We start from the raw sequence: 23,578 nt of genomic DNA, 5'->3' as shown, positions 1-23,578 counted from the left end.
TCAGCCGGGCCAGGCCCCACCGGACCCGTCGGCGCCGTGCGCGAGCAGGCGTTGACGGGCCAGCCGGGCGAGTTCGCGCGTGGCCGGCGACAGCGCGATCCCCTCACGCTGCACCAGGGCCACGACGTCGTGCAGCGGGGTTTCGAAACCCACCGTCCCGAGCCCCGGGGGGAACGCCGCGCTGTCCACCACGGCCCGGCTGACGAAGGTGTCGCCGATACCCCGCGCCACGAGGCCGAGCGCCGCCTCGACGTGCTCGACCTCGATGAGGGGTTCCAGCCGGACGCCCTCCAGCCGCGCGCGGTCGGCGAGCTGGCGACGCGTCGGGTCCCGCCAGCCGTGGTGGGCGTCGTAGAGGACCAGCGGCGCGACCGCCAGGTCGGCCATCGTCACCGGCCGCCGCAGTCTGGCCGGGTCCGCGCTGACGTAGCGGACCTCGTCCCGCAGGACGGGGGTGACCGTCAGCCCGGCGTCGTCGACGGGCAGGACGACCAGACCCGCCTCGATCTCCCCCGCCGCCACGGCGGCCGCCACCGCCACCGAGTTCAGCCCCACCAGCCGCACCCGGACCGCGGGGTGGCGCCGGTGGAACTCCGCGACCAGGTCGGAGAGCAGGTAGTAGTCGGCGTTGCGCAGGACCCCGAAGGTGGCGACCCCACCGCCCAGGCTGCGCAACGCCCGCACCGCGTCGCTCCCGGCGTCGGCCGCGGAGACGGACTGCTCCGCGAAGGGCAGGAGCTGCTCACCCGCGCCCGTGAGGACGAGCCGCCTCGGCCCACGCGTGAACAACGCGATCCCGTGCTCCTCCTCGAGCCGCCGGACGAGTTCGGAGGCCGAGGCCGAGGCGATCTCCAGGTCCACGGCTGCCGCGGTGAACGACCCCGCCCGGGCGGCCGCGAGGAAGGCCCGGAGCTGGTTCAGCGTCACGATCGACAGGGTAGTCCTGCGGGTACCGGAGGATCTCCGGGTCTTGTCCTGAGGGTCGCGCAGTTCCTAGCCTTCCCGCATGCAGTTCACCCCCGCCGTCCTCTCCGCCCTCGCCGGCCGGTTCTCGCCGGTGAAGGTTCCCGCCGTCCAGACCCCGCCCGCCCAGCGCGACCCCGCGGTCGCCGCGCGCGTGTCCGGGATGCTCGCCGACATCGAGGAGGGCGGGCTCGACGCCGTCCTGCGCTACGCCGCGGAACTCGACGGCTACGACGGCCGCGCCGTGGAACTCGACGCCGACACCATCGTCCGCAGCGGCGAGCGCCTGACCCCCGAACTGCGCGAGGCGATCGAACTCGGCGGTGAACGCACCCGGGCCTTCGCCGCGGCCCAGCGCGCGCACCTGAGCGACTTCTCCGTGGAGCTGACCCCGGGCCTGCTCGTGGGCCAGCGCTACGTGCCCGTGGGCCGGGTGGGGGCGTACCTGCCGGCCGGGCGGTTCCCACTGACGGCGAGCGCGTTCATGACGGTGGGCGTCGCCAAGGTCGCCGGGGTTCCCTCCGTCGTGGCGTGCACCCCGCCGCAACCCCACGGCGGCGCCAACGACGCCGTGCTGTACGCCGCCGCGGTCTCCGGGGTCGATCGGGTGTTCGTCCTCGGCGGGGTGCAGGCCCTGGCCGCGATGGCCTTCGGCCTCGTCGGCGACGGCCCCGTCGACATGCTCGTGGGAGCCGGCAACGCGTTCGTCGCGGAGGCCAAGCGGCAACTGTTCGGCACCGTCGCGATCGACCTCCTCGCCGGCCCCTCGGAGGTCGCGGTGCTGGCCGACGACAGCGCCGACCCGGTCCTCGTCGCGGCCGACCTGCTCGGGCAGGCCGAGCACGGTCCGAACTCCCCCGCGGCACTGGTGACGACGTCGCGGGAACTCGCGCAGGCCGTCGTCACCGAGGTCGACCGGCAGCTCGGGGGGCTCGCGACGCGCGACATCGCCGGTGCCGCCTGGCGCGACCACGGCAGCGTGACCTGGGCCGCGGACCGCGAGACGGCCGCGACGCTCATGGACGACCTGGCCCCGGAACACCTCGAGGTGCTGACGTCCGAGGACGACTGGTACCACGACCGTCTGACGAACTACGGCTCGCTCTTCCTCGGGGAGTGGTCGACGGTCGCCTACTCCGACAAGGGCATGGCCGGGACCAACCACACGTTGCCGACGGCTGGCGGCGCCCGGCACAGCGCCGGGCTGTCCGTCGCGCGCTACCTGAAACCGCTGACGTACCAGCGGATCTCGCGCGAGGCCACGCCCGACCTGGCGACGGCGGTCCAGGTGATCTCCGACTCCGAGGGGATGGCCGCGCACAGCGCCACCGCCACCCTGCGCACCGCCCGCTGGCGGTGACACGGTGCGTGGAGCGCGCATGACCACCTCCGTGGTCCGGATCGCCTGCCACAGCTCCGCCCCCCGCATCGCCGACCTGGCCGCCAACACCCGGGACGCGCGGGCCGCCGTCCGCGCGGCCGTGGAGGCCGGGGCCGACCTCGTCGTCCTGCCCGAGCTCGTCACGTCCGGTTACGTGTTCGCCTCGCCCGAGGAGGCGGCAGGGGTGGCGATCACCCGCGACGACGAGGTGTTCGCCGGCTGGGCCGAGGAGGCCGCCCGCGGGGACGCGGTCGTCGTCGGGGGTTTCTGCGAACGCGGGGAGGACGGCCTGTACAACAGCGCCGCCGTCGTCGACGCGTCCGGTGTCCTGGCCGTGTACCGCAAGGTCCACCTGTGGGACGAGGAGAAGCGGTTCTTCCGGCCCGGCAACGCCCTGCCGCCCGTGCTGGCGACGCGGGTCGGCGCGATCGCCCCGCTGGTCTGCTACGACCTGGAGTTCCCCGAGTTCACCCGCGCCCTCGCGCTGGCCGGCGCGGAACTGCTGGCCGTCCCCACGAACTGGCCCCTCGTCCCGCGCCCGGCCGGTGAACGTCCGCCCGAGGTCGTTATCGCCATGGCCACGGCCCGGGTCAACCGGGTCGTCGTCGCGTGCTGCGACCGCACCGGGACCGAGCGGGGCCAGGAGTGGACGGCGGGAACGACGGTCGTGGGGGCCGACGGGTGGCCGGTGGCGTCGCGCGACCGCGAGGGCCTGCTGCTCGTCGACGTCGACCTGGCGCCGACGCGCGACAAGCAGCTGACCCCTCGGGCCCACCTGTTCGACGACCGACGACCCGACGTCTACCCGGCGTGATCCTCCTCGGGTCACGTCCCCGACTCGACGGGAAGCTGCGCCGTGGCCGATGTCGGAACCGACGCTGCTGCCGATCCGCGGCCCTCACGGGTTCCCGGCGGGTCCAGCGCAGGGCCGACGGTGAACTCGGCCCCGGTCAGCGCCCGTACGCCCGCAACGTCCTCGCCGGGCGCGAGGGCGGTCAGGACCAGTCCGTCAGGGCCGACGTCGCCGAGTGCTCGGGTGAGCGTCGTTCGGTTCGCCCGATGGAGTTCCCACAGGTAGGTACTTACCAGCCATGCAGTTCGAAGAGCGGAAAGGACGAGTACTCCGGCTTCAGCAGCTCGATGCCCAGGAGGGCCACCCCGACGTCGCCCTTGTAGAGGCTGAAACGCCTCATGCTCGATCCGCCGACGGTGGAGATCGCAACATCGTGGAGTTCACGAGCACGATCGAACCAGATACCCTCTCCCGTGACGCGGAAGAGGGTCAGCTGTGCATAGGCTTGCCCTCCGGAGCCGCAACAAAGATGGCCAACCGTTCCGTGCGCTTTCTGGAAGGCGTGCAACGCGGAACCCCTCGCGAGGCCGAGCCAGTCTCCGCCTGCTACGTCCAGCTCGGCCGCCAGAGAGAACAACAGGGCGTACCCTGCGCTGCCGTGGCACCACCCGGACCACGATTCTTCGTGCCCGGTGCGCCGTGGCCAAGCGATGCCGCCCTCGCGCGTCGGGTGTCCATGGCGAGCCAGCTCCTTCAAGGCCTCCACTGCTTCGTCCGCGACAGGGAGTCGTTGAGACTTGCTCCACAAGAGGCTTCCGTAGATCACCCCGGCCAAACCGTGGGCGACCCCCAGGTAGCGATTGCTCCCGGGAACCATCGAGGCGCTCGCACCGTCCGCGAGCCGCTGGCCTCCAACCGTCAGCACGGCCCGTGCGGCGTTGTCAGGTAGGACCTCGAAGGCCAACGTCGCCGCGATCAACCGGCCGCCGACTCCTGCGACGAGATCGCCGATCGGGAATCCCCGGCCGATGGAGGAGGGATCCAGGACACGGCTCTGATGGGACCGGATGCTTCGGCCGTCGACCAGCACCTGCATCAGCTCCAACCCGACCGGGCCGTGGTACAGCGATCCCCAACCTAATCGTTCCTCGGAGATCTCCTCCCCGTCGAACCACATGTCCGGGTCCGTCGTGTGACCAGCCACGTCGTCGAGGACCTCAGAAGCCAGCTGTTGGCTCTCTGGGTCACCCATGAGCATTCCCTGCTTGTACAGGGCGTAGGCCAGCCCCAGCGCACCGTAGTTGAAGGACCCCTTCGGCGCCGAAGCGGTCAGTTCGAAGACGCTTTCCGCGTGCCGAACCTGTTGTCGCAGAGTCTCGAAGAGCCGGCCGGTGTCCAATGACCGAGATGCAGCGCCCACCTGGCACTTCAAGAGCGCGCCGGCGAAGTCTTCGATGCTCGGGAAACGATCCTCGGGAGAGCGGCTCAAGGCTCGTTGGAGGACTCGCTCCAGCTCAGGTTCTGCCCCCGATCCGTGGTAGACGAAAGGCAGGATCACCGCCTCGGGCGATCTCTGGAGGAAGGTTTCGTACTCGACTTCTTCGCGGAGATGAGGCCGCCCCACCCACAAGAAGTAGCACAGAGCAGCCAAGGAGAACTGTTCGGCCTCAGGGGTCAGGGGTGGTGACGATTCGCCGGCACGGAGAGAGGCGGCGTACTCGGGGTCGTAGAACTGCGAGACGCCACCGCGCGGCGAGCTCACGTTCCCCGCGTCATCCCCGCGCCACGAGAGTCCGTAATCGATGATGGAGACGCCGCCGGCGTCGTCGACCAGGATGTTCCGCGGTTGTACGTCCCCGTGGAGGACTCCCACCTGATGCAGGCGGGCGTAAGCCCGAGCCACACTGACGAGCAAATCTTGCAGTCGGCCCTTCTGTCCGGTCCGTCGGTATCCGGCAGCAACTTCACCGACGTGTCGACTCCCCACGAAGGTCATAACGACGTGAGGACGGGGCACAGCAACATCGTGCTTCACGCACCTCGGCGCGAGGCCGGATCCCTCCAACCACATCAGAGCACCCACTTCCCGGGTGAGCGCAGCTGCTGTCCAGGAGTCGGCTCGCGGACAGATCTTGAGGACGAGTCTTTCCCCGCCGGGGTCCGCGACCTCGTAGACCTCCGTGTCGTCCAGCACGTGCAACGTCTTGACGACCTGCATCTCGTCGAACACCTCTCCCGTGACGAGGGAGGGGCTGAATGGTGGCTCGTCCTGCCCGTCGGTCGGTACCAGGATCCTCAAGGAAATCAATCGCCTGAGGATCGGGAGCGCCTCACGCAGGACGTCCTCCGCGGAGAGCGCCTCGTGTTCGGAGAACGACAGGACCGCGTCAACGATGCTGCGGGGCTCGGCGAACCTCCGGACGAGGGACGCCAGTGCGAGGTCGAGTGAGAAGCTCGACATCCGTGCGCTGCGTTTCGTGAGAGTCACTGTCCCGTCGAGCGTTATCCTCCGCGCCCACGAAGGAACGTTTCGGGCGGACGCCTCGAAGAGGAACGCGTCGGGAGAGAGCTGGAACAGTGCGTCAGATGCCATCGTGGGACCATCCCCGGCAGAGCGAGCCTGTCGGTTTCCAGCTGTCCGGATCCACCCCGGAGCTTGCGGCGCTCGCCTGTGCGGCCTTGATGCGACCCTCCAGTGGGAGTTCCGAGCTTCCGGACAGGGTACGGCCGAGAAGACCCGTCAACCATGCGCGCCAGCTGATGTATGAACTCGATCCTGCAGTGTGATCGAGTCCCCATGAAACGACTCCTGAAGAACCGATCTGCGCCGAGAACGGAACGCCTTGAGGCACGATCGACCCAAATGACTCCTCCAGTTCGCATCCCCCTGAGAGCATGTCCGGAAGATCCCGGAAATACCACACGATCTTGTCGGGTCTCAAGAGGTCCGCCAAGGTTCGACCCACCTTGAAGGCGGTCGGCCTCCACCTCGTCAGCGTCTCGACGGAGTCACTGAGAACTTGCGGGACGTCTTCTAACGTCGGGCTGAGGTACAACTTGTACAAGGCATGGGGAGACGGCCGACCGTCTTCTGGTGGTGACACTGGGCGGTAGAGTCGCCAGTGGTGGGAAGAGGGGGCGTGCTGAACCGCGAGTGACCAACGGTCCCGGAGATCCCGTTCAAGTCGACCCGGCGAACCGAGCAACCATTCCGTGAGCGCTTCTGGCCGACCGAGGTCACGCGCGAGTCGCGGTGACCGCGGGATGGTGTTGAAGCGGTAGAGCATACCGATCGCTTGATCCGACGTCAGTGCACGAAAGCGGGCAGTGTGGCGGATCGCTTCGAACGAGAGTTCGGCGGTACGACTGGCTGGTCGTATCATTGCATCGCGGTTCGCGCGTGGAGTCGCTGCAACAGCATCTCGAGATCGAGCAGGTCCCTCGGGGAGGTCTCGTCGATCAGACTGTCACCCCCGATCTGCGAACCTTTGCGACAGATGCAAGTCAGGGCGTTGCAGTGGTTGCTGGCGGCTCGGCACGTCGTGGCCGCGGTGTCGCAGTAACTGTCCGGACCGCATTCGCTGTTCGGCCCACAGGCGCTCCAGCCTCCGGTGCCGCAGTCCGTGTTACCTGGACACGTCTCGCCGCAATCTGTTGCGTAAGTGTTGCAGTCACTGACCATTCCACACGTGGTGTCGCCCAAGCACGAGACGGCTCCGCAATCACTGTGGGGGCTGCAGCCGGTGTCCCCACAGCCGGTGTCCCCACAGCCGGTGTCCCCACAGCCGGTGTCCCCACAGCCGGTGTCCCCACAGCCCGTGTCCCCACAGCCCGTGTCCCCACAGCCCGTGTCCCCACAGCCCGTGTCCCCACAGCCCGTGTCCTCGCAGAACGTCGAACCCAAGCACGTGACCGTGCAGTTCGCGTCTTCGCCGTCAGCGGGAAGACCGCCGGGGACTGCCGATCCCATGCCGGGCATCACCGTGAACGTCAACTGGTTGAAGGTGAACATCGTGCCCCCTCGACGGTCAGTCAGTACCGGACCGGGCCGGCGGGCGCGCCTGCATCCCTTCGACGTACTCGCGCGATTCCCCGAAACACGAGGAATAGAGCCGGCGGGGACGTTCGATGCTGATGGCACCACGACTACGGTGAACCACAGGGCGTTTGAACTCAACACCTGACCGAAGCGGCATCACTGCCTCTTCGCGCATGGAGCTTGGGTCGAGCGCTTCCTCCGTCTTCCACGGCCTGTTCTGCCCAGCCTCTGGAGCGTCGCCTGGTGCGAGTGGAGACGGGTGAACGCCGACGGAAACGTCACCGGGGCACACTGCGCAGGTACGATCGAGATGCTGAGCCGACGAGTCAGGCGACTCCTTCAGCCCCTTGCACGGTGTACCGGGCCCTGAGGTCGCACCTGAGACACCTAGAGCCAGGAGTGTGTCTACGCACCCCGAAGGTCTTCGAACTCAGAGGGGACGCTAGTGGGGCGGAGCCCTTCGCGCAAGACGTCGGGCAGTGGGATGCTGCGCGAGGCCGGAGGGGGTGACTGCGATCGGAGCACCGAAAGCCATCGGGAGCAGAACTGCCCCGTGAGGTTGGGCAACCTGCGTCGCTACGCGCATCAACCTGCCTCTTCCCCGCACGTGGCGGACGAGCCCCGCGGGAGCGGCCGCGGCAGCGCGGGAGTTCCTCGACGAGACGGGCACGATCGCCGCAGAGAGGGCTTCGGGGATCCGGTGGTCCGTTGGCGCCTTCCCCTGCGGGCTGGACTGGAACGGACCACCGAGGTCGTCGACGACGCCTACCGGACCAGGAGGAGCATCGAACCGCTCCCGGGCGAGCCGCACCTCGGCCGGGAGGGGAGGATGCTCGTCGCGCAGGCCTGGCTTCCTGCCCGCGCCGCCTGGTGCCGGATCAAGAACGCCGCCCACCTCGCCGACCGACGATCTGCGTCGTCCTCGCCCAGGTCGTGCCGGCGGTCTCGGCGAAGGGGCGCCTCCTCGTGACCCCAGCCCACGAGGATCGCGTGGCCGATCACTCTGCCACGCAGATGATCTTCAGGCTCGGTGAGCGTGAAAATGCAGGTCAGAAAGGGTGGGCCCCGTCGGGATCGAACCGACAACCCGCGGATTAAAAGTCCGCTGCTCTGCCAATTGAGCTAGAGGCCCCGGACCCCGGAGGGTCCGCAACCATCATCGCAGACCCGTCCTCTCCCCCGCGACCGAGCACGTCACGACGGCGACGTGCCCGGTCACGCAGGGAACGGGTCAGGAGTCGAGGTTGGCCATCACGTGCTTGATGCGCGTGTAGTCCTCCATGCCGTACATCGAGAGGTCCTTGCCGTAGCCGGACTGCTTGAACCCGCCGTGCGGCATCTCGGCGACGAGCGGGATGTGGGTGTTGATCCACACGCAGCCGAAGTCGAGGGCCGCGGAGACGCGCATGGCGCGACCGAAGTCCTTCGTCCAGACGCTGGAGGCGAGGCCGTACTTCGTGCCGTTGGCCCAGCGGATCGCCTCGTCCTCGTCGGTGAAGCGCTGCACGGTGATGACGGGGCCGAAGATCTCGTTCTGCACGGCTTCGTCGTCCTGGGTCAGCCCCGACACGACGGTGGGTTCGTAGTAGAAACCGCGGGCCAGGTCGCCGACGGAACGCGCACCTCCCGCACCGAGGACGGCGTGGTCGGGCAGCCGGTCGACGAACCCGGAGACGTGCGCCAGCTGGTTGGCGTTGTTCACGGGACCGAGGGCGGCGTCGGCGTCGTCGGGCAGACCGACCCTGGTGTTCCTGGCCTGCTCCGACAGGGCGGCGACGAAGTCGTCGTGCAACCGCGGCGCGACGAGGACGCGGGTCGCGGCGGTGCAGTCCTGGCCGGCGTTGAAGTACCCGGCGCCCGCGATCGCCTCGGCGGCCGCAGCCACGTCGGCGTCGTCGAACACCACGACGGGGGCCTTGCCACCGAGTTCCAGGTGGACGCGCTTCACGTCCTTCGACGCCGACTCCGCGACCTGCATGCCCGCGCGGATGGAACCGGTGATGGCGACGAGCTGCGGGGTCGGGTGCTCGACGAGCGCGCGTCCCGTCCCGCGGTCACCGCAGACGACGTTGAGGACCCCCGGCGGGAGCACCTCGTTCGCGACCTGCGCCAGCAGGACCGACGACGCGGGTGTCGTGTCGGACGGTTTCAGGACGATGGTGTTCCCGGCGGCCAGGGCGGGGCCGATCTTCCAGATCGCCATCATCAGCGGGTAGTTCCACGGCGTCACCTGACCGACGACACCGATCGGCTCCCGGCGCACCCACGAGGTGTGACCCGCGAGGTACTCCCCCGCCGCCCGGCCCTCCAGGACCCGCGCGGCACCGGCGAAGAACCGCAACTGGTCCACCGCGGGCGGCAGTTCCTCGCTGCGGGTCAGCGCGATCGGCTTCCCGGTGTTCTCCACCTCGGCGGCGACGAACTCCTCGGCACGTTCCTCGATCGCGTCGGCGAGGTCCAGCATGAACTTCTGCCGTTCCGAGGGGGTCGTGCGCCCCCAGGTGGAGAAGGCCTTCGACGCGGCCTGGTAGGCCGCGTCGACGTCGGCGGCCCCCGAGACGGGGGCCGTGGCGTAGGCCTGTCCGGTGGAGGGGTTCACGACCTCGCTGGTCGCACCGTCGAGCGCGTCCCGCGATTCACCGGCGATGACGTTCTGGAACTGCTTCACGACTGGACTTCTCCTTCGAGGTCGGCGGAACTGCTGCGGCCACGGACGATCGTCTCGCCCCGGAAGAACCCCGGGCGGGCCCGGTACTGGAAGAACATCACGACGACACCGAGAGCGAGCACCCCCACCCCGAGCAGGAACACCAGCCCGATGCCGAACACCTGCGACCCCGAACCGTAGTCGGGGTCCATCGAGTCGACCGCGGTCTGCACGAAGAACACCAGCAGCAGCACCCCACCGACCAGCGGCGCGAGGCAGCGGGACAGGAACGCCTTCACGTCACCGGCCCAGCTGCCGCGGAAGTACCAGACGCAGGCGAGCGCCGTGACGCCGTAGTAGAAGCAGACCATCATCCCCAGTGCGGAGATGGTGTCCCACAGGACGTCCTCGGACACGACGCGCATCGCGGCGTAGAACGCCGACGCGACGACGGCGGAGACGATCGTCGCGTACCCGGGCGACTGGAAGGTGCGGCTGACCCGGGCGTAGGCCGGGGGCAGGGCGCCGTAGTGGCCCATGGCGAGCATCGTGCGGGCCGGGGAGATGAACGTCGACTGCAGCGACGCGGCCGAGGACGCGAGGACCGACAACGACATCAGCACGGCCACGGGGCCCATGACGGGGCCGGCGAGGGCGGCGAAGATGTTCTCCTGGATGTCGGCGTTCCCCAGGCCGAGACCGTCGGATCCCGTCCCGGAGAACGACAGCACGGCGAGGGCGATCGTCAGGTAGAGCACGACGATCGCGGCGATGGTCGCGAGCGCGGCGCGTCCGGGGGTGCTGCGGGCGCCGGAGGTCTCCTCGTTCATGGTGAGGACGACGTCCCAGCCCCAGTAGATGAAGACCGACAGCGAGATACCGGTGGCGAAGGCGGAGAACGACCCGACGCCGAGGGGGTTGAACCACTCCGGGTCGATCGCGAGACCGGCCGGCGCGGAGCCGTTCGCGACGTGGACGAACGCGGCGATCGCGAACCAGAGCAGCACGACCACCTGGAACGCGACGAGGACGTACTGGACGACCTTCGTCGCCTCGAGCCCGCGGTAGGAGATCCAGCACGCGAGCGCCATGAACACCAGGCAGGTGGCGACGTTGACCACGACGTTCGTCGAGAGGTCGGCGATCGAGTCCCGGCCGGTCACCTGGGAGAGCATCAGGTAGAAGAAGTCGACGGCGATGCCGGCGAGGTTGGAGAGGACGAGCACGGTCGCGGCGAGGAGGCCCCAGCCGCCCATCCAGCCGATCCAGGGGCCGAAGGCGCGAGAGCTCCAGGTGAACGTCGTCCCCGCGTCCGGCATGGCGCTGTTGAGGGCGCGGTAGCCGAGGGCGACGAGCACCATGGGGATGAAGCCGACCAGGAAGATGGCGGGCAGGTGCTCGCCGACCGCGGAGGCGGTCGGACCGAGGGCACCGGTCAGGGTGTAGGCGGGGGCGATGGTGGAGATGCCGATGACGACGGCACCGAGCAGCCCGACCCGGCCGTCACCGAGTCCCTTGGACTCGCTGACCTGTCGTTCCGGCGCGGCGGTCACGAGTCACCCCGGGGCACGACGACGACGGGGACGGGGACGTGGCGCAGGATCCGCGCCGCGGTGGGCCCGAGGAACGTCTGCCGGCCCTGGGCCAGGCGGGAGGAGCCCAGGAGCAGCAGACCTCCTGCGGCCCAGTCGATCGAGCCGACTGCTTCGGCCATCGTGCGTCCTCGCCCCATCTCCACGGTGACGTCCACCCCGCGGGAGCGGCTCGCGACGTCGTCGACCAGGTGCTGCACCGCGGCGACGGCCTCACGGTCCGCACCGGCGTTCTCGTCGAGTTCGACGAGGCTGACGACGTGCAACGGCAACCCGGTGCGGGCGGCCGCTTCCCACGCTTCCTCCAGGACGGTCGGTGCACCCTGGCGGGTGCCGACCGCGACGTAGAGCTGATCGATGCCCGCCGGGGGTTCCCGCCGGGGCACGAGCATCACGGGCAGCGGTGCGGAGTGCAAGAGGGCACGCGCCACGGGGCCGACGCCGAACGGGATCGCTCCCCCGCCGGCGCCGACGACGACGGCGGACGCGCCGAACTCCGCGGCGGCGTCGAGCAGCCCTTCCGGGACGGAGCCGGCGGTGCGGACGTGGGTGCGCACCTCGACGTCGTCGGGCAGTTGCGCGACGGCCTCGGCCAGCCAGCTCTCGGCCTGTTCGGTGATGAGGCCGGTGACGTCGCCGACCGGCGGGTACGGACCCCCGAACGGGTCGTCGGTCTTGGTGACGGAGACCACGTCGAGGGTGACGTCGAGGGACCGGGCGAACACCGCGGCCCAGCTCAGCGCGTCCTGGCCGCGGTCACCCCCGTCGAAGGCGACGACGTAGGACGGGCGGGAGTACCGGAGGACCCGGTCGACGGGGGTCACGACAGCGCCGCGGTGACGTCGGCCGCCGCGTCCCGCCCGCTGCGCAGGGCGCCGTCGACGTGCTGGTACCCCTCGGCGGCGAGGTCGGAGCAGGCCCAGTGGATCGGCCCGACGGGGCGGCGCTGGTCGGCGCCGTAGCGGGAGAGACCGCCGAGGTCGAAGCTGGCGGCGTAGGCCCCGCGGGTCCACTCCTCACTGCCCCAGTCGGACTCGAAGTACACGTCGGGTTCCAGGGCGCGGTCGCCGAGGAACTCCGCGATGGAGGCGAGGATGCGCGCGCGGCGCTCGCCCTCGGCCAGGGCGTGCAGCTCGTCGGCCTTCTCGTCGGAGACGAACGCGACGAGGGTGCCGCGGTCGTCGCCGTGCAGGGTGTTGTCGTAGACCTCCTGGACCAGCGTGGAGGTGCCGAACGCGGTGCCGGACAGGCCGTCCGCGCGCCAGAACGGCGTCGGGTAGACGGCGTGGACCTTGATGACGAGGCCCATGGAGAGGTGCTGGTGCATCTGGTGCTGGCGGCGCGGCAGCGGCGGGTCGTAGCTGATGCGGGAGAACAGCGGCGGCGGGACGGCGACGACGACGCGGCGGGCGCGCACCGTGACCCGGTCGGACTCGACGACGACGCCGGAGTCCGAGTGGCGGATCGTGCGGACCGGCGTCGAGAGGTGCACCCGGTCGCCGAGGTCGGCGGCGAGGCGTTCGGAGACCGACTGCATCCCGCCGACGACGCGCTTGTCGAGGATGAAGGACTCGTCGGTGAGGTTGGTGAACGAGCCGGCCGAGGCGGCCATCAGCACGGCCTGCAGCGTCGAGAACGCGTGGGCCGGTTTCGTCAGCATGGCCCCGGCGATGAACAGCGCGACGGCGGTCCGGGCCTCCTCGTCGTCGGACTGCTGGTGCAGCCAGTGCTCGAAGGAGACGGTGTCGAGTTCCCGGGCGCGGGGGTGGGCCCACGGTGCGTGCGCCCCGACGGAGGCGGCGAGGTCGTCCATCAGCTCGGTGAGACGGTGGATCTCCTTCGCCGTGGCGTCGGAGACGGGGAACGTGTCGCCGCGGTAGCGGGAGCGGACGCCGTCGGCGCCGATGAAGACGTTCTCACCGTCGCGGTAGCGCGAGTAGGTGTCCATGTCGAGTTCGGCGAGGAGGCCGAGGAGTTCGGTCTGGTCCGGGGAGACCCACTGGCCGCCGATCTCGAGGGTGGCGCCCTCGACCTCGTCGGTCCAGGTGCGCCCGCCCACGCGGTCCCGCGCTTCCAGGACGACGACGTCGAGGCCGGCCCGGGTGAGGTGGCGCGCGGTGTTGAGGCCGGCGGGGCCGGCGCCCACGACCACGACGTCGGCGGTCTGTTCGGGGGGTGTTGCGGACTTCACGGGGTCCTCCTGAGGTCGTCGTCGGCCTGCACCACCTAAAGTGATTGGGCTTCATTAATGACCTGCGGAACGGTGCTGTCAAGGGTTGCGGGAGGATTGGAGTGCGTCAGGATGACCCGGTGATCGCCCCACCCCGCCGTCCCCGCGGTCGGCCCAGCAACCCGCTGCTGACCGTCGACGGCATCACCACCGCCGCCGTCGCGCTGCTCGAGGAACGCGGGCAGGACGGGCTGACGATGGCGGCGCTGGCCCGCAGGCTGGGCGTGGCGCCCTCCGCGCTCTACAACCACGTCACCGACAAGCAGGACGTGCTGCGCGCGGTGCAGGACCACGTGAACGCCCGCATCGACTGCTCGGCCTTCGAGACGCTGCCCTGGGACGGGGCGCTCGCCGCGTGGGCCCGGTCCTACCGCGACGCCTACGCCCGTCACCCCGCCCTCGTGCCCGTCATCGCGATCACCCCGGTCCGCAGCGCCCCGCACACCGTCGCCATGTACGAACGCGTCACGGCCGGGTTGCTCGCAGGCGGTTGGCCCGAGCACCTGCTGACCGACGTCGTCGTCGCCGTCGAGTCCTTCGTCCTCGGCTCCGCGCTGGACACCCAGGCGCCGGCGGACATCTTCGACCCCGGCGACCTCGAGGGTTCGGCTCCGGTGTTCACCGCCGCCACCCGCGCCCGTCCCGGCGGTGACACCGCCCTCGCCGCCTTCGACCTCGGCCTCGGCGCCCTCCTCGCGGGCCTGCGCGCCCTCCTCGCCGCACGTCGAGGAGGATGAGGGGACTCACCGAGGAGAACAGGAACCGCCATGGCCCTGCCGCCGTACCCGGCCAGCCCCTTCCCCCTCCAGCGCACCGCGATCGTCACCGGCGCGGCCTCCCCGCGCGGGATCGGCCGAGCCACCGCCGACCGGCTGGCCTCCCGGGGGTGGTCGGTGGCGGTCCTGGACCTCGACCCGACCGCCAGCTCCGCCGTCGCCGCGGAGCTGCAGCAACTCCACGGCGTCCCCTGCCTGGGCCTGGGGGTGGACATCAGCGACCGGCCAGGCGTGCGGGACGCCGTCGCGACGGTGGTCGCCGAACTCCCGCAACTCGTCGCGCTGGTGAACAACGCGGGCGTGAGTTCACCGGTCCCGTTCCTCGAGGTCACCGACGAGGAGTGGCGCCGCGTCGTCGACGTGAACCTGCACGGCACCTTCCACGTCACCCAGGAGGCGGCGCGGGTGATGGCGTCCCACCGCCTCGGACGGATCGTCAACGTGTCCTCCGCCTCGGCCCAGCGCGGCGGTGGGGTGTACGGCCGGGCCGCCTACTCCGCCTCCAAGGCCGCCCTGCTGGGGCTGGCCCGAACCCTGGCCCGCGAGCTCGGGCCGCACGGGGTGACCGCGAACTCGGTCTCCCCCGGCTCCATCGACACCGACATCATGGGCGGCCCGCTCACCGACGAGCGCAAGGAGTTCCTGCTGCGGGAGCTGCCGGTGGGACGCATCGGTACGGTGCAGGACGTGGCGGCGGTCATCGCGTTCCTGGTCAGCGAGGACGCGGGGTACCTGACCGGCGTCACGTACGACGTCAACGGCGGATCGCACATCGCCTGAGCACGACCGACAGCACGACCGATCGAGGAGTGACGACGTGAGAGCCGTGACCGTGCACGCCCCGGGTGACCTCCGGGTCGAGGAGTTCCCGACCCCTGAACCGTCCCCCGGCGAGGTCCTCGTCCGCATCGTCTACGGCGGGATCTGCGGGTCGGACCTGCACTACGCCAAGGACGCCCGGAACGGGAACTACCGCGTCCTCGAACCCCTCGTCCTGGGGCACGAGGTCGTCGGTGTCGTCTCGGACGTCGGGGCGGACACCCCCGCAGCGCCACCGGTCGGGACCCGTGTCGCGATCCACCCCGCGACGCCCTCGGCCCCCGCCGGCGCGACCGGACCGACCGGCCTGCACCTGCAGCGCGGCGGGACGTACCTGGGCAGCGCGTCGACGCAGCCCCACACGCAGGGCGGTTTCGTCGAACTGCTCCGCGTGGGCGTCGACCGGTTGCGGGTCCTCCCCGACGGTCTGCCGCTGCGCCGGGCCGTGCTGGCCGAACCGCTGGCCGTCGCCCTGCACGGCGTCTCCCGCCTCGGGGACCGGGTCCGCGGCGCGCGGGTGCTGGTCAGCGGGGCCGGGCCCATCGGCGCCCTCGCGGTCGCGGCCCTGCGCCACGCCGGTGCCGAGCACATCACGGCCGCGGACCTGCAGGAACTCCCGTTGCGGGTCGCCTCCGCCGTCGGCGCCGACGCGACGGTGGACCTCTCGACCGGGGGACTCCCCGAGGCGGAGTTCGACGTCGTCGTCGAGGCGGCCGGCGTCGTCCCCTCCCTCGTCGCCGCGATCCGGGCCGTCCGGCCGGGCGGCGCGATCCTGCAACTGGGCATCCTGCCGGCCGGGCCGCAGCCGATCCCCGTGTCCGAACTCGTCGGCAAGGAGGTGGCGTTGTTCGGGACCCAGCGCTTCGACGTCGAGCTCGACGCGGCCGTGGCCCTCCTCGCCGCCGAACCCGGGCTGGCGGCCGTGGTCACCGACGTGTACGAGATCGGCGACGCGGCAGCCGCTTTCGCCCGGGCCGCGGACTCCGCGCAGTCGTCGAAGACCGTCCTGGCCGTCAGCCCCGATCCGGACGCGTGAGCACCGCCGCGGTCCTAGGGCTCGGCCCGATGGGGCGCCCGATCGCCGGGCACCTCCTGGACCACGGGGTCGACCTCCGGGTCTGGAACCGCACGGCCTCCGTCGCCGCCGCGTTCGGCGACCGCGCCGTCGGGGAACCGGCCGAGGTCCGCGCCGAGGTCGTGTTCTCCGCCCTGCCCGACGTCGACCAGTTCGACGACGTCGCCCCCGACGACGTGGTGCGCAGCTGGGCCGAGCACGGTACCCGTCACGTCGTGGTGCTCAGCACCACCTCGCGCGACAAGGTCACCGCTCTCCAGGACCGGCTGCGGGGGCACGGGATCGCGCTCGTCGACGCTCCCATGAGCGGTGGGGACGCGGGCGCCCGGGCGGGAACCCTCAGCCTGATGGTCGGCTGCAGCCCCGAGTCGTTCGCCACCGTGGGACCCCTGCTGCGCAGCTTCGCGACCACGGTGGAGCACCTCGGCCCGGTCGGGACGGGAACCGCCGCGAAACTCGCGAACCAGGTCGTCGTGGCCGCCACCGTCGCCGCCGTCGCCGAGGCCCTCGACCTCGCCCGACGCGCCGGGGTCGAGGGGGAGCAGTTGTTGCGGGTGCTGCGCGGCGGGCTCGCCGGGGGCGTGTTCCTGGACAGCAAGGCCGACCGGATGCTGACCGGCGACCACCGCCTCGGCGGCAGCATCGACAACCAGGTCAAGGACCTGCGCTACGCCGCGGAACTGGCGGACCAGACCGGAGCCCCGCTGCGTCAGGCCCGCCGCACCGCGGAACTCTTCGTCGAGGCCGTGGAACGTGGTCTGGGTGGTCTCGACCACACGGCCGTCCACCGCGTCGTCTCCGCCGACCGGCCACCGGCCGACGCGGGCGGGTGAACGCTCCTCAGTCGAGTTCCGCGGTCGAGGGTCGCGGCGCGGTGCGCACCGGGACGAACGCCATGACGAGACCGCCCGCCGCCAGCACGGCGTGGACCGTGCTCATCGGCCAGTTCAGGTTGAACGGCGGTCCGCCCCCGTCGGCGTCCACCGCGCCGTGGGCGAACCACGCCCCACCGGCCAGCAGCAGGAACACGCCGTACCACCGGGCTCGGCGCGCCCCGGTGCGGGCGAGCACGCCCAGGACACCCAGCACCAGGTGCAGCACGTTGCTCAGGGGGTTCACCGCGAGCCCCACCACCTGTTGCTCCTTCGTGCCGCCGGTCCAGTCCGAGAAACCGGACACGAAGAACCCGACGACCCCGAGGAGGATCAGCAGCACGCCCACGATGAGCGACAGGTGCTGCGCTGCAGTGACGCGCGGACGAGAGCGGGTCACGGCTCCCGACATGTTCAGGCTCATACCCCCGTCCTACCCCGGTGGGGACGCGGCAAACGAGGAGGCGGCTCAGGACTCCGGACGCTCCGGCGCGTCGCGCGGGTCGACCTGCTCCATGATCACCACGGCTCCCGCGTCGGCCACACCCTGCAGCGAACTGACGGTCACCTGCACCGTCACCGCACGCCCCCGCCGGTTGACCGAGGGCACGAGCAGCGTCGAGGACACGCCGTCGGCGACGGCAGCACGGACGGCCGGTCCGATGCGTTCCAGCGGGAGGCCGATGTCGAGGGTCAGCAGGTGCGCGCCCACGACCTCGTCGCTGCGCACCCCCCAGAGGTCCGCCGCCCAGGAGTTCCAGATCCGCACGCCCAGGTCCGCACCCACCACGGCCACCCCGACCTGCAGACTGGCGAAGACGCTCTCCATGTAGGAGTTCAGGGCGTCGACCTCGTCGGTCCGGTCACGCAGCTGGGTGTTGAAGATCTGCAGCTCGTCGTTCATGGACTGCAGCTCCTCGTTCATCGTCTCGAGTTCCTCGTTGGTCGAGTGCAGTTCCTCGTTCGTCGTCTCGAGCTCCTCGACGGTCGACTGGAGCTCCTCGTTCGTCGTCTCGAGCTCCTCGTTGGTCGACTGCAGTTCCTCGTAGGCGGTCTCCAGCTGGCGGTGAGTGGCCTCCAGCTCGACCTGCAACCGGTGGGCCCGGGTCACCTCCACGAAGCTCACCGCGGTGCCCAGCGTCGCCCCCTGGGGGCCGACCAGCGGGACGACCTGGACGTCGACCCACTGGACGTCCTGCCGGGCGCGTGACCACTCCACGTCCCGGATCCAGACCGTCCGCCGGTTCGCGTGCGCCTCCTCCACCGCCGACCGCAGCTCCAGCGGGCGGTAGGAGACCTCCAGGTCCTGGAACGGGCGACCCACGTCCGCGGCGGACAACCCGAACGAGAGGTCGGCACGCTGGTTGGAGGTCACGACGCGACCGTCGGCGTCCAGCACCAGCTGGGCCACCGGGCTCGCGGCGAGCGCCGCCCACCGCAGCCTGTCGTGGTCGGGGGGCAGGTCCTCACGCTCGCGCAGCGACGTCCGGCTCCCGGCCTCGCGCAGACCCTCGACGCGGCGGAACAGCCGGTTCTTGAGGTCCGCGGGCTTGAACAGGGCCGAGTGGCCCAGGAGCATCTCCGCCTTGCCGAGGAAGAGGATCCCGTGGGGTCGCAGGGCGTAGTGCAGGCGTCCCGCGATGTGCGCCTGCGTCTCCGCGGTCAGGTACATCAGGGTGTTGCGGCACAGCAGGAGGTCCAGGTGCGAGATCGGCGCGTCCTGGACGAGGTCGGCCCGGCCGAAGATGACCGAGCGCCGCAGGTCCTGCCGGAACGTGAACTGACCGCCGCGGCGCTCGAAGTACCGGGCGAGGAGCTCCTCGGGAATCCCCTCGACCTCGCGTTCGGAGTAGGTCGCCGTCCGGGCCTGCGCCAGCGCCGCCTCGTCGGCGTCGGTGGCGTAGATCTTCACCCGGCTGCGGAACTCGTCCGGCCCGAGCAGTTCCGCGAGGACCATCGCGACGGTGTACGCCTCCTGACCCGACGCGCACCCGGCGCTCCAGACCCGCAACGCCCCCTCGGGTCGGCGGCTGAGGACCTCGGGGAGGAGGACGTCGCGCAGCACCGCCCACGCCTCGGGGTCGCGGAAGAACGACGTGACGTTGATGAGGATGGTGTCGAACAGGGCGCCGAACTCCTCGGCCTCCACCTCGAGGACGTCGCGGTACTCGGCGAAGGAGGCGACCCCGACGTCGCTCATCCGGCGGCGCACCCGGCGCAGCAGGCTCGCCCGTTTGTACCCCGTCAGGTCCAGCCCGCGGGCGGAGCGCAGGTGCTGCAGGAAGTCCTCGAACTCCGCGCCCTCCTGGACCCCCGCCGCTCCCTCCCCCGTGCTCATCCGGCCACCCCGCTCCGCTCGTCCGGATCGCCCGGTGGCGGGGTCGCGGTGTCGTCCCGTTCCCGCCCCACCAGCAGGTGGCGGATGAGGTGCGCGGCCTCGGCGGTCTCCGCGGCACGTTCGTCGAAGCGCGTCGCGCTGATGCGGCGACCCGACTCCTCGGCGCGCCGGCCGAGTTCGCGGTTCAGCGCGGAACGCTCCTCGAGACTGCGCAGCGCCATCCACAACGCCCGGTCGAGGGCGGCCGACTGCTCGTGCAACAGGCTCTCGGCCGACCAGGCGTGCCCCACCCGGCACCGGAACCGCAGGAAGCCGTGGTCCTCGATGCGCCAGAGCACCCCGGCGCAGTCGGGGCAGGAGAAACCGGACGGCGTTCCGGGGTGGTCGTCACCGGCCATGACCCCGAGGTCGAAACCCGCTTCGGCGATCTCTGCGTCCAGTTCGGTGCCGGTCCCCGCCGGCGCCTCCGGCGCGGTCTCGCGCACCAGCTTCCCGAGCAGAGCCGGGATCTCCGCCAACGGCAGGACGTGCTCGGGGTCCGCGGCGGCGATCGCGTTCAGCGGCATCGCTGCGTAGATGGCGTCCGAGGGTTCCTGCACGACCCCGACCCCGCCGCGGGCCCGGAGGGCGACGAGGCCGGCGGATCCGTCGTCCAGCGTTCCCGAGAGGACGACCCCGATCGCACGCGGTCCCACGGCCCGTGCGGCAGAACGGAAGAGGGTGTCGATCGAGGGACGGTGACCGTTCTCGTGCGGCCCCGCGGAGAGCGTGACGTGGTCGTCGGTGAGCATCAGGTGCCGGTCGGGGGTGGCGACGAGCACCGTGGACCGCGGGAGGACCTCTCCCGGCACCGCGGCCCGGACGGGCAACGGCGTGCACCGGTCCAGGATCGCCGCGAGCGCCCCGGTCCCGCTCGCCGGCACGTGCAGCACGACGAGCACCGTCGCGGGGAAGTCGGCCGGTAGACCGGCGACGAACTCGCGCAACGACTCAACCCCGCCGGCACTGGCACCGACGAGCACGACGTCCCGGGTGCTCACCGCGCGAGCCTAGCCGTGACGACGGGTCACACCCCGCCGGCGTCGTCGAGGAGGGGGTCCCACCGGCCCTGCACGACGGCCTCGGCGAGTTCGTGAACCGTTCGGCCGGTGACGAAGGCGACGGCCCGCAACCGGCTCACGAGTTCGTCGACCTGAACCCCGTGCCGTTGCCGGAGGACCCCGAGAGCCGTCGACACGGTGTCGGGACGCAGGAACGGGACCGTCTCCCCGGCCGCCGACGGCCTGCTCGCGGTGGGCGGGGCCGTGCGGGTCAGCAGCAACGCCAGCAGGAGGTCGGCCAGGCGGGTGAGGACGAACTCGTCCTGGCGGTCGAAGGCCCGCGGCAGGTCGCGGGCGACGGTCAGGACCCCCAGCGTGCCCGTTCCGGGGGAGGAGACGGGAAACGCGGCGAGGGAGCGGAAGGAGGCCCACCGGCCGAGACCCGCGAGGTAGGGCCAGCGGCCGCGCTGCGACCCCAGGTCGGGCACGAGCACCGGCCGTCCGGTCTCGAGCGCCTCGACCTCCGGACCTTCCCGGACGGAGTGCTGCTGGTCGACGAACAGGACGAGCCCCGGGTCGGAGCCCGCCAGCGGAGCCACCGGCACGCCGGCCGAGGCCAGGCTGACGGCGGCACGGTCGAAGGGCACGACGCGGGCGGTCTCGAGGCACAGCGCGAGCTCGGGCGAGGTCTCCGGGAGCCCCGGCGCTCGCGGTCTGCGCTCGCCGTGCGAGGGGCGGCCACCCACCAGGCGTCCGGCCAACTGCCGGTTGGCCCGCCGCAGCCGCTCGTCGGTCCGTCGGGCGCTGGCCATCACCTGAGCCGCCTGGCTCAGCACCTCACGGGAGGACACCGTGCTCATACCTCCATCGTCGGGGCAGCGGGCGGGTTCCGCACCGTCGAGAGGGGAGGATCAGCCGGTGACCGCTCAAGGATTCCTGCTGCTGCTCGAACTGGTCGGGGTCTTCGCCTTCGCCCTCGACGGTGCGTTGTCCGCCATGCGGGCCGCCCACCTCGACCTGTTCGGGGTCGTGACCCTGGGCATCGTCACGGCGCTGGGGGGCGGGATCCTGCGGGACCTGCTGCTCGGAGAGCTCCCGCCGGCCACGTTCCGCACCTGGTACTACTTGACGACCGCGACGGTCGGCGCTCTCGTCGCCTTCTGGGGACACCACCTCCTGGCCCGCATGTCCCGCCCCATCCTGATCTTCGACACGATCGGCCTGTCCCTGTTCGCCGTGACCGGCGCACAGCTCGCCGTGCACTCGGGACTCGGTGCGGGCCAGGCCATCCTCTTGGGAGGGCTGACCGGCGTGGGTGGCGGCACCCTGCGCGACGTCCTGGTCCTCAAGGTCCCGACCATCCTCACCGGTGGGCTCTACGCGGTCCCGGCGCTGGTGGGTTCCTCGGTGGCCGTCGTGGGTCCCCTGCTCGGTCTGGAGTCGGGGGTGGCCGCCTTCGCCGGAGGTGTCGTCTGCGCCGGTCTACGCGTCGGTGGCGTGCTGGGCGGGTGGCGAGCCCCCAGCGCACCCCGGTCCGCGCGCGACGCCTCGGAGGAGTGACCCGCCGCCTCGGTCACGCGGAGCTCGTCACGGCGTGGGCATGCCGCCGTTGACGTTGATCACCGCACCGACGACGTAGCTGGACTCGGCCGAGGCCAGGAACACGTAGGCGGGGGCGAGTTCGGCAGGCTGACCAGCACGGCCGAGCGGCGTGGACTGCCCGAACTCCGGCATCGCGTCGTCGGGCTGACCCCCTGCGATCTGCAACGGCGTCCAGACCGGGCCCGGTGCGACCACGTTGACGCGGATGCCCTTCGGGGCGAGTTGCTGAGCCAGGGCCTGCGACATGGCGATGATCCCCGACTTGGTCGTCGCGTAGTCGACCAGGTTCGGGGAGGGCTGGTAACCCTGCACCGAGGACGTGTTGATGATCGTCGATCCGGCGGGCAGGTGCGGGACGGCCTCCTGCACGACCCAGAAGAGCGAGTTCAGGTTCGTGCGCATCGTCTCCTCGAACTGCTGCGACGTGAGGTCACCGATCTCCTCGACGTGCTGCTGCTTCCCGGCGACGTTCGCGACGAGGTCGATGCCCCCCAGCTCGCGCACCGTCGTGGCGACGAGACTGCGAGCGAACTCCTCATCGACGAGGTCTCCGGGTGCGAGCACGGCCTTGCGCCCCGCCTCCGTCACCAGTGCCGCCACCTCCTCGGCGTCGGACTGCTCCTCCGGCAGGTAGTTGAGGACGACATCGGCACCTTCCCGGGCGAAGGCGATCGCCGCGGCACGACCGATGCCGGAGTCGGCCCCGGTCACCAACGCCTTGCGACCCGACAGCCGTCCGGTTCCACGGTACGTCGACTCGCCGTGGTCCGGCTTCGGGGACTGCTCACCGGCCAGGCCCGGGCCGTCCTGCGGTTGCGGCTCGAAACCTCCCTGGTGGTAGCGGGTCACGGGATCGCTGAAGGTGTACTGGTCGGTCATGGGTTCCACGGTAGGCAGGACCGGAGGACGACGCGCGTCGGAGCACCCGCGCCGGTCGGCGTGCGGAGGCAGCGGCGGAACCCCACGCTGGCGGCATGGACGACGAGGAGGAGAAAGACGTCGCGCAGCGCTTCGACGACGCCGTGAACATGACCCCCGAGGAACTCGAGGACTGGCTCGCCACCGACGAGTCGAAGTCCGTGGGGGTCGGCGAGGGCGAATCGGTCGGGCACCACTCCGGTCGGCGCATCGTCGAGATCCTACGGGGGAAGAAGAGCGAGCGCACCGACGCCGACTACGAGCACATGCGCAAGGTGGCGGGCTACGTGGCCCGGCACTCGAAGCAGCGGCCGGGAGGTGACGTCACGGACACGAAGTGGCGCTACTCCCTCATGAACTGGGGCAACGACCCGTTGAAGTGAAGGTCCGGCGAACACGCCGGGTTCAGGATGCGTTCCGACGCAGTCGTGGGCACTGTGGGCGCAGGCACCCGGACTTCACGGGTGCGCCCGGAGAACATGTCGATCCAGCC

General features: G+C 71.0%; 19 protein-coding genes and 1 tRNA gene. 8 read left to right on the top strand and 12 right to left on the bottom strand.

Translation table 11 applies throughout. The annotated features are described in order from the left end of the window. Window positions 1-927: a LysR family transcriptional regulator gene (locus tag AC0I8G_RS10720; protein ID WP_471729895.1), complete on the bottom strand. Its 927-nt coding sequence runs from the start codon at window positions 925-927 to the stop codon at window positions 1-3. A 79-nt stretch (window positions 928-1,006) separates the two neighbouring features. Here AC0I8G_RS10720 and hisD point away from each other — a divergent pair, with 79 nt between their 5' ends. Together hisD and AC0I8G_RS10710 are read left to right on the top strand one after the other, a co-directional pair. After that, window positions 1,007-2,323, top strand: coding sequence for a histidinol dehydrogenase (gene hisD, locus AC0I8G_RS10715; RefSeq protein WP_471729894.1), 1,317 nt, complete (start codon window positions 1,007-1,009; stop codon window positions 2,321-2,323). A gap of 19 nt (window positions 2,324-2,342) precedes the next feature. Beyond that, window positions 2,343-3,158, top strand: a complete 816-nt coding sequence (locus AC0I8G_RS10710; protein WP_471729893.1) for a nitrilase-related carbon-nitrogen hydrolase — start codon at window positions 2,343-2,345, stop codon at window positions 3,156-3,158. Window positions 3,159-3,426: 268 nt separating this feature from the next. Here AC0I8G_RS10710 and AC0I8G_RS10705 read toward each other — a convergent pair whose 3' ends face one another. The 6 genes from AC0I8G_RS10705 to AC0I8G_RS10680 form a co-directional block, all read right to left on the bottom strand. After that, on the bottom strand, window positions 3,427-5,730 hold the full coding sequence (locus tag AC0I8G_RS10705; RefSeq protein ID WP_471729892.1) for a lanthionine synthetase LanC family protein: 2,304 nt from the start codon (window positions 5,728-5,730) through the stop codon (window positions 3,427-3,429). 2,505 nt (window positions 5,731-8,235) lie between these two features. After that, a tRNA-Lys gene (locus tag AC0I8G_RS10700) sits at window positions 8,236-8,308 on the bottom strand. 99 nt (window positions 8,309-8,407) lie between these two features. Further along, window positions 8,408-9,823 (bottom strand): gamma-aminobutyraldehyde dehydrogenase, encoded by a 1,416-nt coding sequence (locus tag AC0I8G_RS10695; RefSeq protein WP_471729946.1) that lies wholly within the window; start codon window positions 9,821-9,823, stop codon window positions 8,408-8,410. A gap of 17 nt (window positions 9,824-9,840) precedes the next feature. Continuing rightward, window positions 9,841-11,376 (bottom strand): APC family permease, encoded by a 1,536-nt coding sequence (locus tag AC0I8G_RS10690; RefSeq protein WP_471729891.1) that lies wholly within the window; start codon window positions 11,374-11,376, stop codon window positions 9,841-9,843. Beyond that, window positions 11,373-12,239, bottom strand: a complete 867-nt coding sequence (locus AC0I8G_RS10685) for a universal stress protein (RefSeq protein WP_471729890.1) — start codon at window positions 12,237-12,239, stop codon at window positions 11,373-11,375. The genes AC0I8G_RS10690 and AC0I8G_RS10685 overlap by 4 nt, the downstream gene beginning before the upstream one ends. Beyond that, window positions 12,236-13,606 carry a flavin monoamine oxidase family protein gene (locus tag AC0I8G_RS10680; RefSeq protein WP_471729889.1) on the bottom strand — a complete coding sequence of 457 codons (1,371 nt, stop codon included), beginning with the start codon at window positions 13,604-13,606 and terminating at the stop codon, window positions 12,236-12,238. Before AC0I8G_RS10680 ends, AC0I8G_RS10685 begins: the two co-directional genes overlap by 4 nt. A gap of 119 nt (window positions 13,607-13,725) precedes the next feature. On the opposite strand from AC0I8G_RS10680, the gene AC0I8G_RS10675 reads away from it, so the two are divergent. The 4 genes from AC0I8G_RS10675 to AC0I8G_RS10660 are packed head-to-tail and all read left to right on the top strand — an operon-like array spanning window position 13,726 to window position 17,148. After that, on the top strand, window positions 13,726-14,382 hold the full coding sequence (locus tag AC0I8G_RS10675; RefSeq protein ID WP_471729888.1) for a TetR/AcrR family transcriptional regulator: 657 nt from the start codon (window positions 13,726-13,728) through the stop codon (window positions 14,380-14,382). Window positions 14,383-14,412: 30 nt separating this feature from the next. Further along, a complete protein-coding gene (locus AC0I8G_RS10670; RefSeq protein WP_471729887.1) occupies window positions 14,413-15,201 on the top strand; it encodes an SDR family NAD(P)-dependent oxidoreductase in 789 nt (262 codons plus the stop codon). Between the two features lie 37 nt (window positions 15,202-15,238). Continuing rightward, window positions 15,239-16,276 carry an alcohol dehydrogenase catalytic domain-containing protein gene (locus AC0I8G_RS10665; RefSeq protein ID WP_471729886.1) on the top strand — a complete coding sequence of 346 codons (1,038 nt, stop codon included), beginning with the start codon at window positions 15,239-15,241 and terminating at the stop codon, window positions 16,274-16,276. Next, window positions 16,273-17,148, top strand: coding sequence for an NAD(P)-dependent oxidoreductase (locus AC0I8G_RS10660; RefSeq protein WP_471729885.1), 876 nt, complete (start codon window positions 16,273-16,275; stop codon window positions 17,146-17,148). The genes AC0I8G_RS10665 and AC0I8G_RS10660 overlap by 4 nt, the downstream gene beginning before the upstream one ends. A gap of 7 nt (window positions 17,149-17,155) precedes the next feature. Here AC0I8G_RS10660 and AC0I8G_RS10655 read toward each other — a convergent pair whose 3' ends face one another. Genes AC0I8G_RS10655 through AC0I8G_RS10640 form a run of 4 tightly spaced genes read right to left on the bottom strand, consistent with a single transcriptional unit; the run spans window position 17,156 to window position 21,425 of the window. Continuing rightward, window positions 17,156-17,611, bottom strand: coding sequence for a DUF4383 domain-containing protein (locus tag AC0I8G_RS10655; RefSeq protein WP_471729884.1), 456 nt, complete (start codon window positions 17,609-17,611; stop codon window positions 17,156-17,158). A 45-nt stretch (window positions 17,612-17,656) separates the two neighbouring features. Continuing rightward, window positions 17,657-19,525 (bottom strand): CheR family methyltransferase, encoded by a 1,869-nt coding sequence (locus AC0I8G_RS10650; protein WP_471729883.1) that lies wholly within the window; start codon window positions 19,523-19,525, stop codon window positions 17,657-17,659. Beyond that, window positions 19,522-20,565, bottom strand: a complete 1,044-nt coding sequence (locus AC0I8G_RS10645) for a chemotaxis protein CheB (RefSeq protein WP_471729882.1) — start codon at window positions 20,563-20,565, stop codon at window positions 19,522-19,524. The genes AC0I8G_RS10650 and AC0I8G_RS10645 overlap by 4 nt, the downstream gene beginning before the upstream one ends. A 26-nt stretch (window positions 20,566-20,591) precedes the next feature. Next, window positions 20,592-21,425, bottom strand: coding sequence for a GAF and ANTAR domain-containing protein (locus tag AC0I8G_RS10640; protein WP_471729881.1), 834 nt, complete (start codon window positions 21,423-21,425; stop codon window positions 20,592-20,594). A gap of 58 nt (window positions 21,426-21,483) precedes the next feature. Here AC0I8G_RS10640 and AC0I8G_RS10635 point away from each other — a divergent pair, with 58 nt between their 5' ends. Continuing rightward, complete coding sequence (locus AC0I8G_RS10635; protein WP_471729880.1) at window positions 21,484-22,125, top strand: trimeric intracellular cation channel family protein; 642 nt, start codon at window positions 21,484-21,486, stop codon at window positions 22,123-22,125. Between the two features lie 27 nt (window positions 22,126-22,152). Here the strand turns inward: AC0I8G_RS10635 and AC0I8G_RS10630 are convergent, their stop codons facing one another. Then, on the bottom strand, window positions 22,153-23,046 hold the full coding sequence (locus AC0I8G_RS10630; RefSeq protein ID WP_471729879.1) for an SDR family oxidoreductase: 894 nt from the start codon (window positions 23,044-23,046) through the stop codon (window positions 22,153-22,155). A 95-nt stretch (window positions 23,047-23,141) separates the two neighbouring features. Between AC0I8G_RS10630 and AC0I8G_RS10625 the strand changes: the two genes are divergently transcribed. Next, complete coding sequence (locus AC0I8G_RS10625) at window positions 23,142-23,468, top strand: DUF3140 domain-containing protein (RefSeq protein WP_471729878.1); 327 nt, start codon at window positions 23,142-23,144, stop codon at window positions 23,466-23,468. Window positions 23,469-23,578 lie beyond the last annotated feature (110 nt).

This window comes from Kineococcus sp. AC630, from assembly GCF_979255925.1.
Note: the sequence above shows the minus strand (reverse complement) of the source record. Positions and strands in the feature narration are given on the sequence as shown.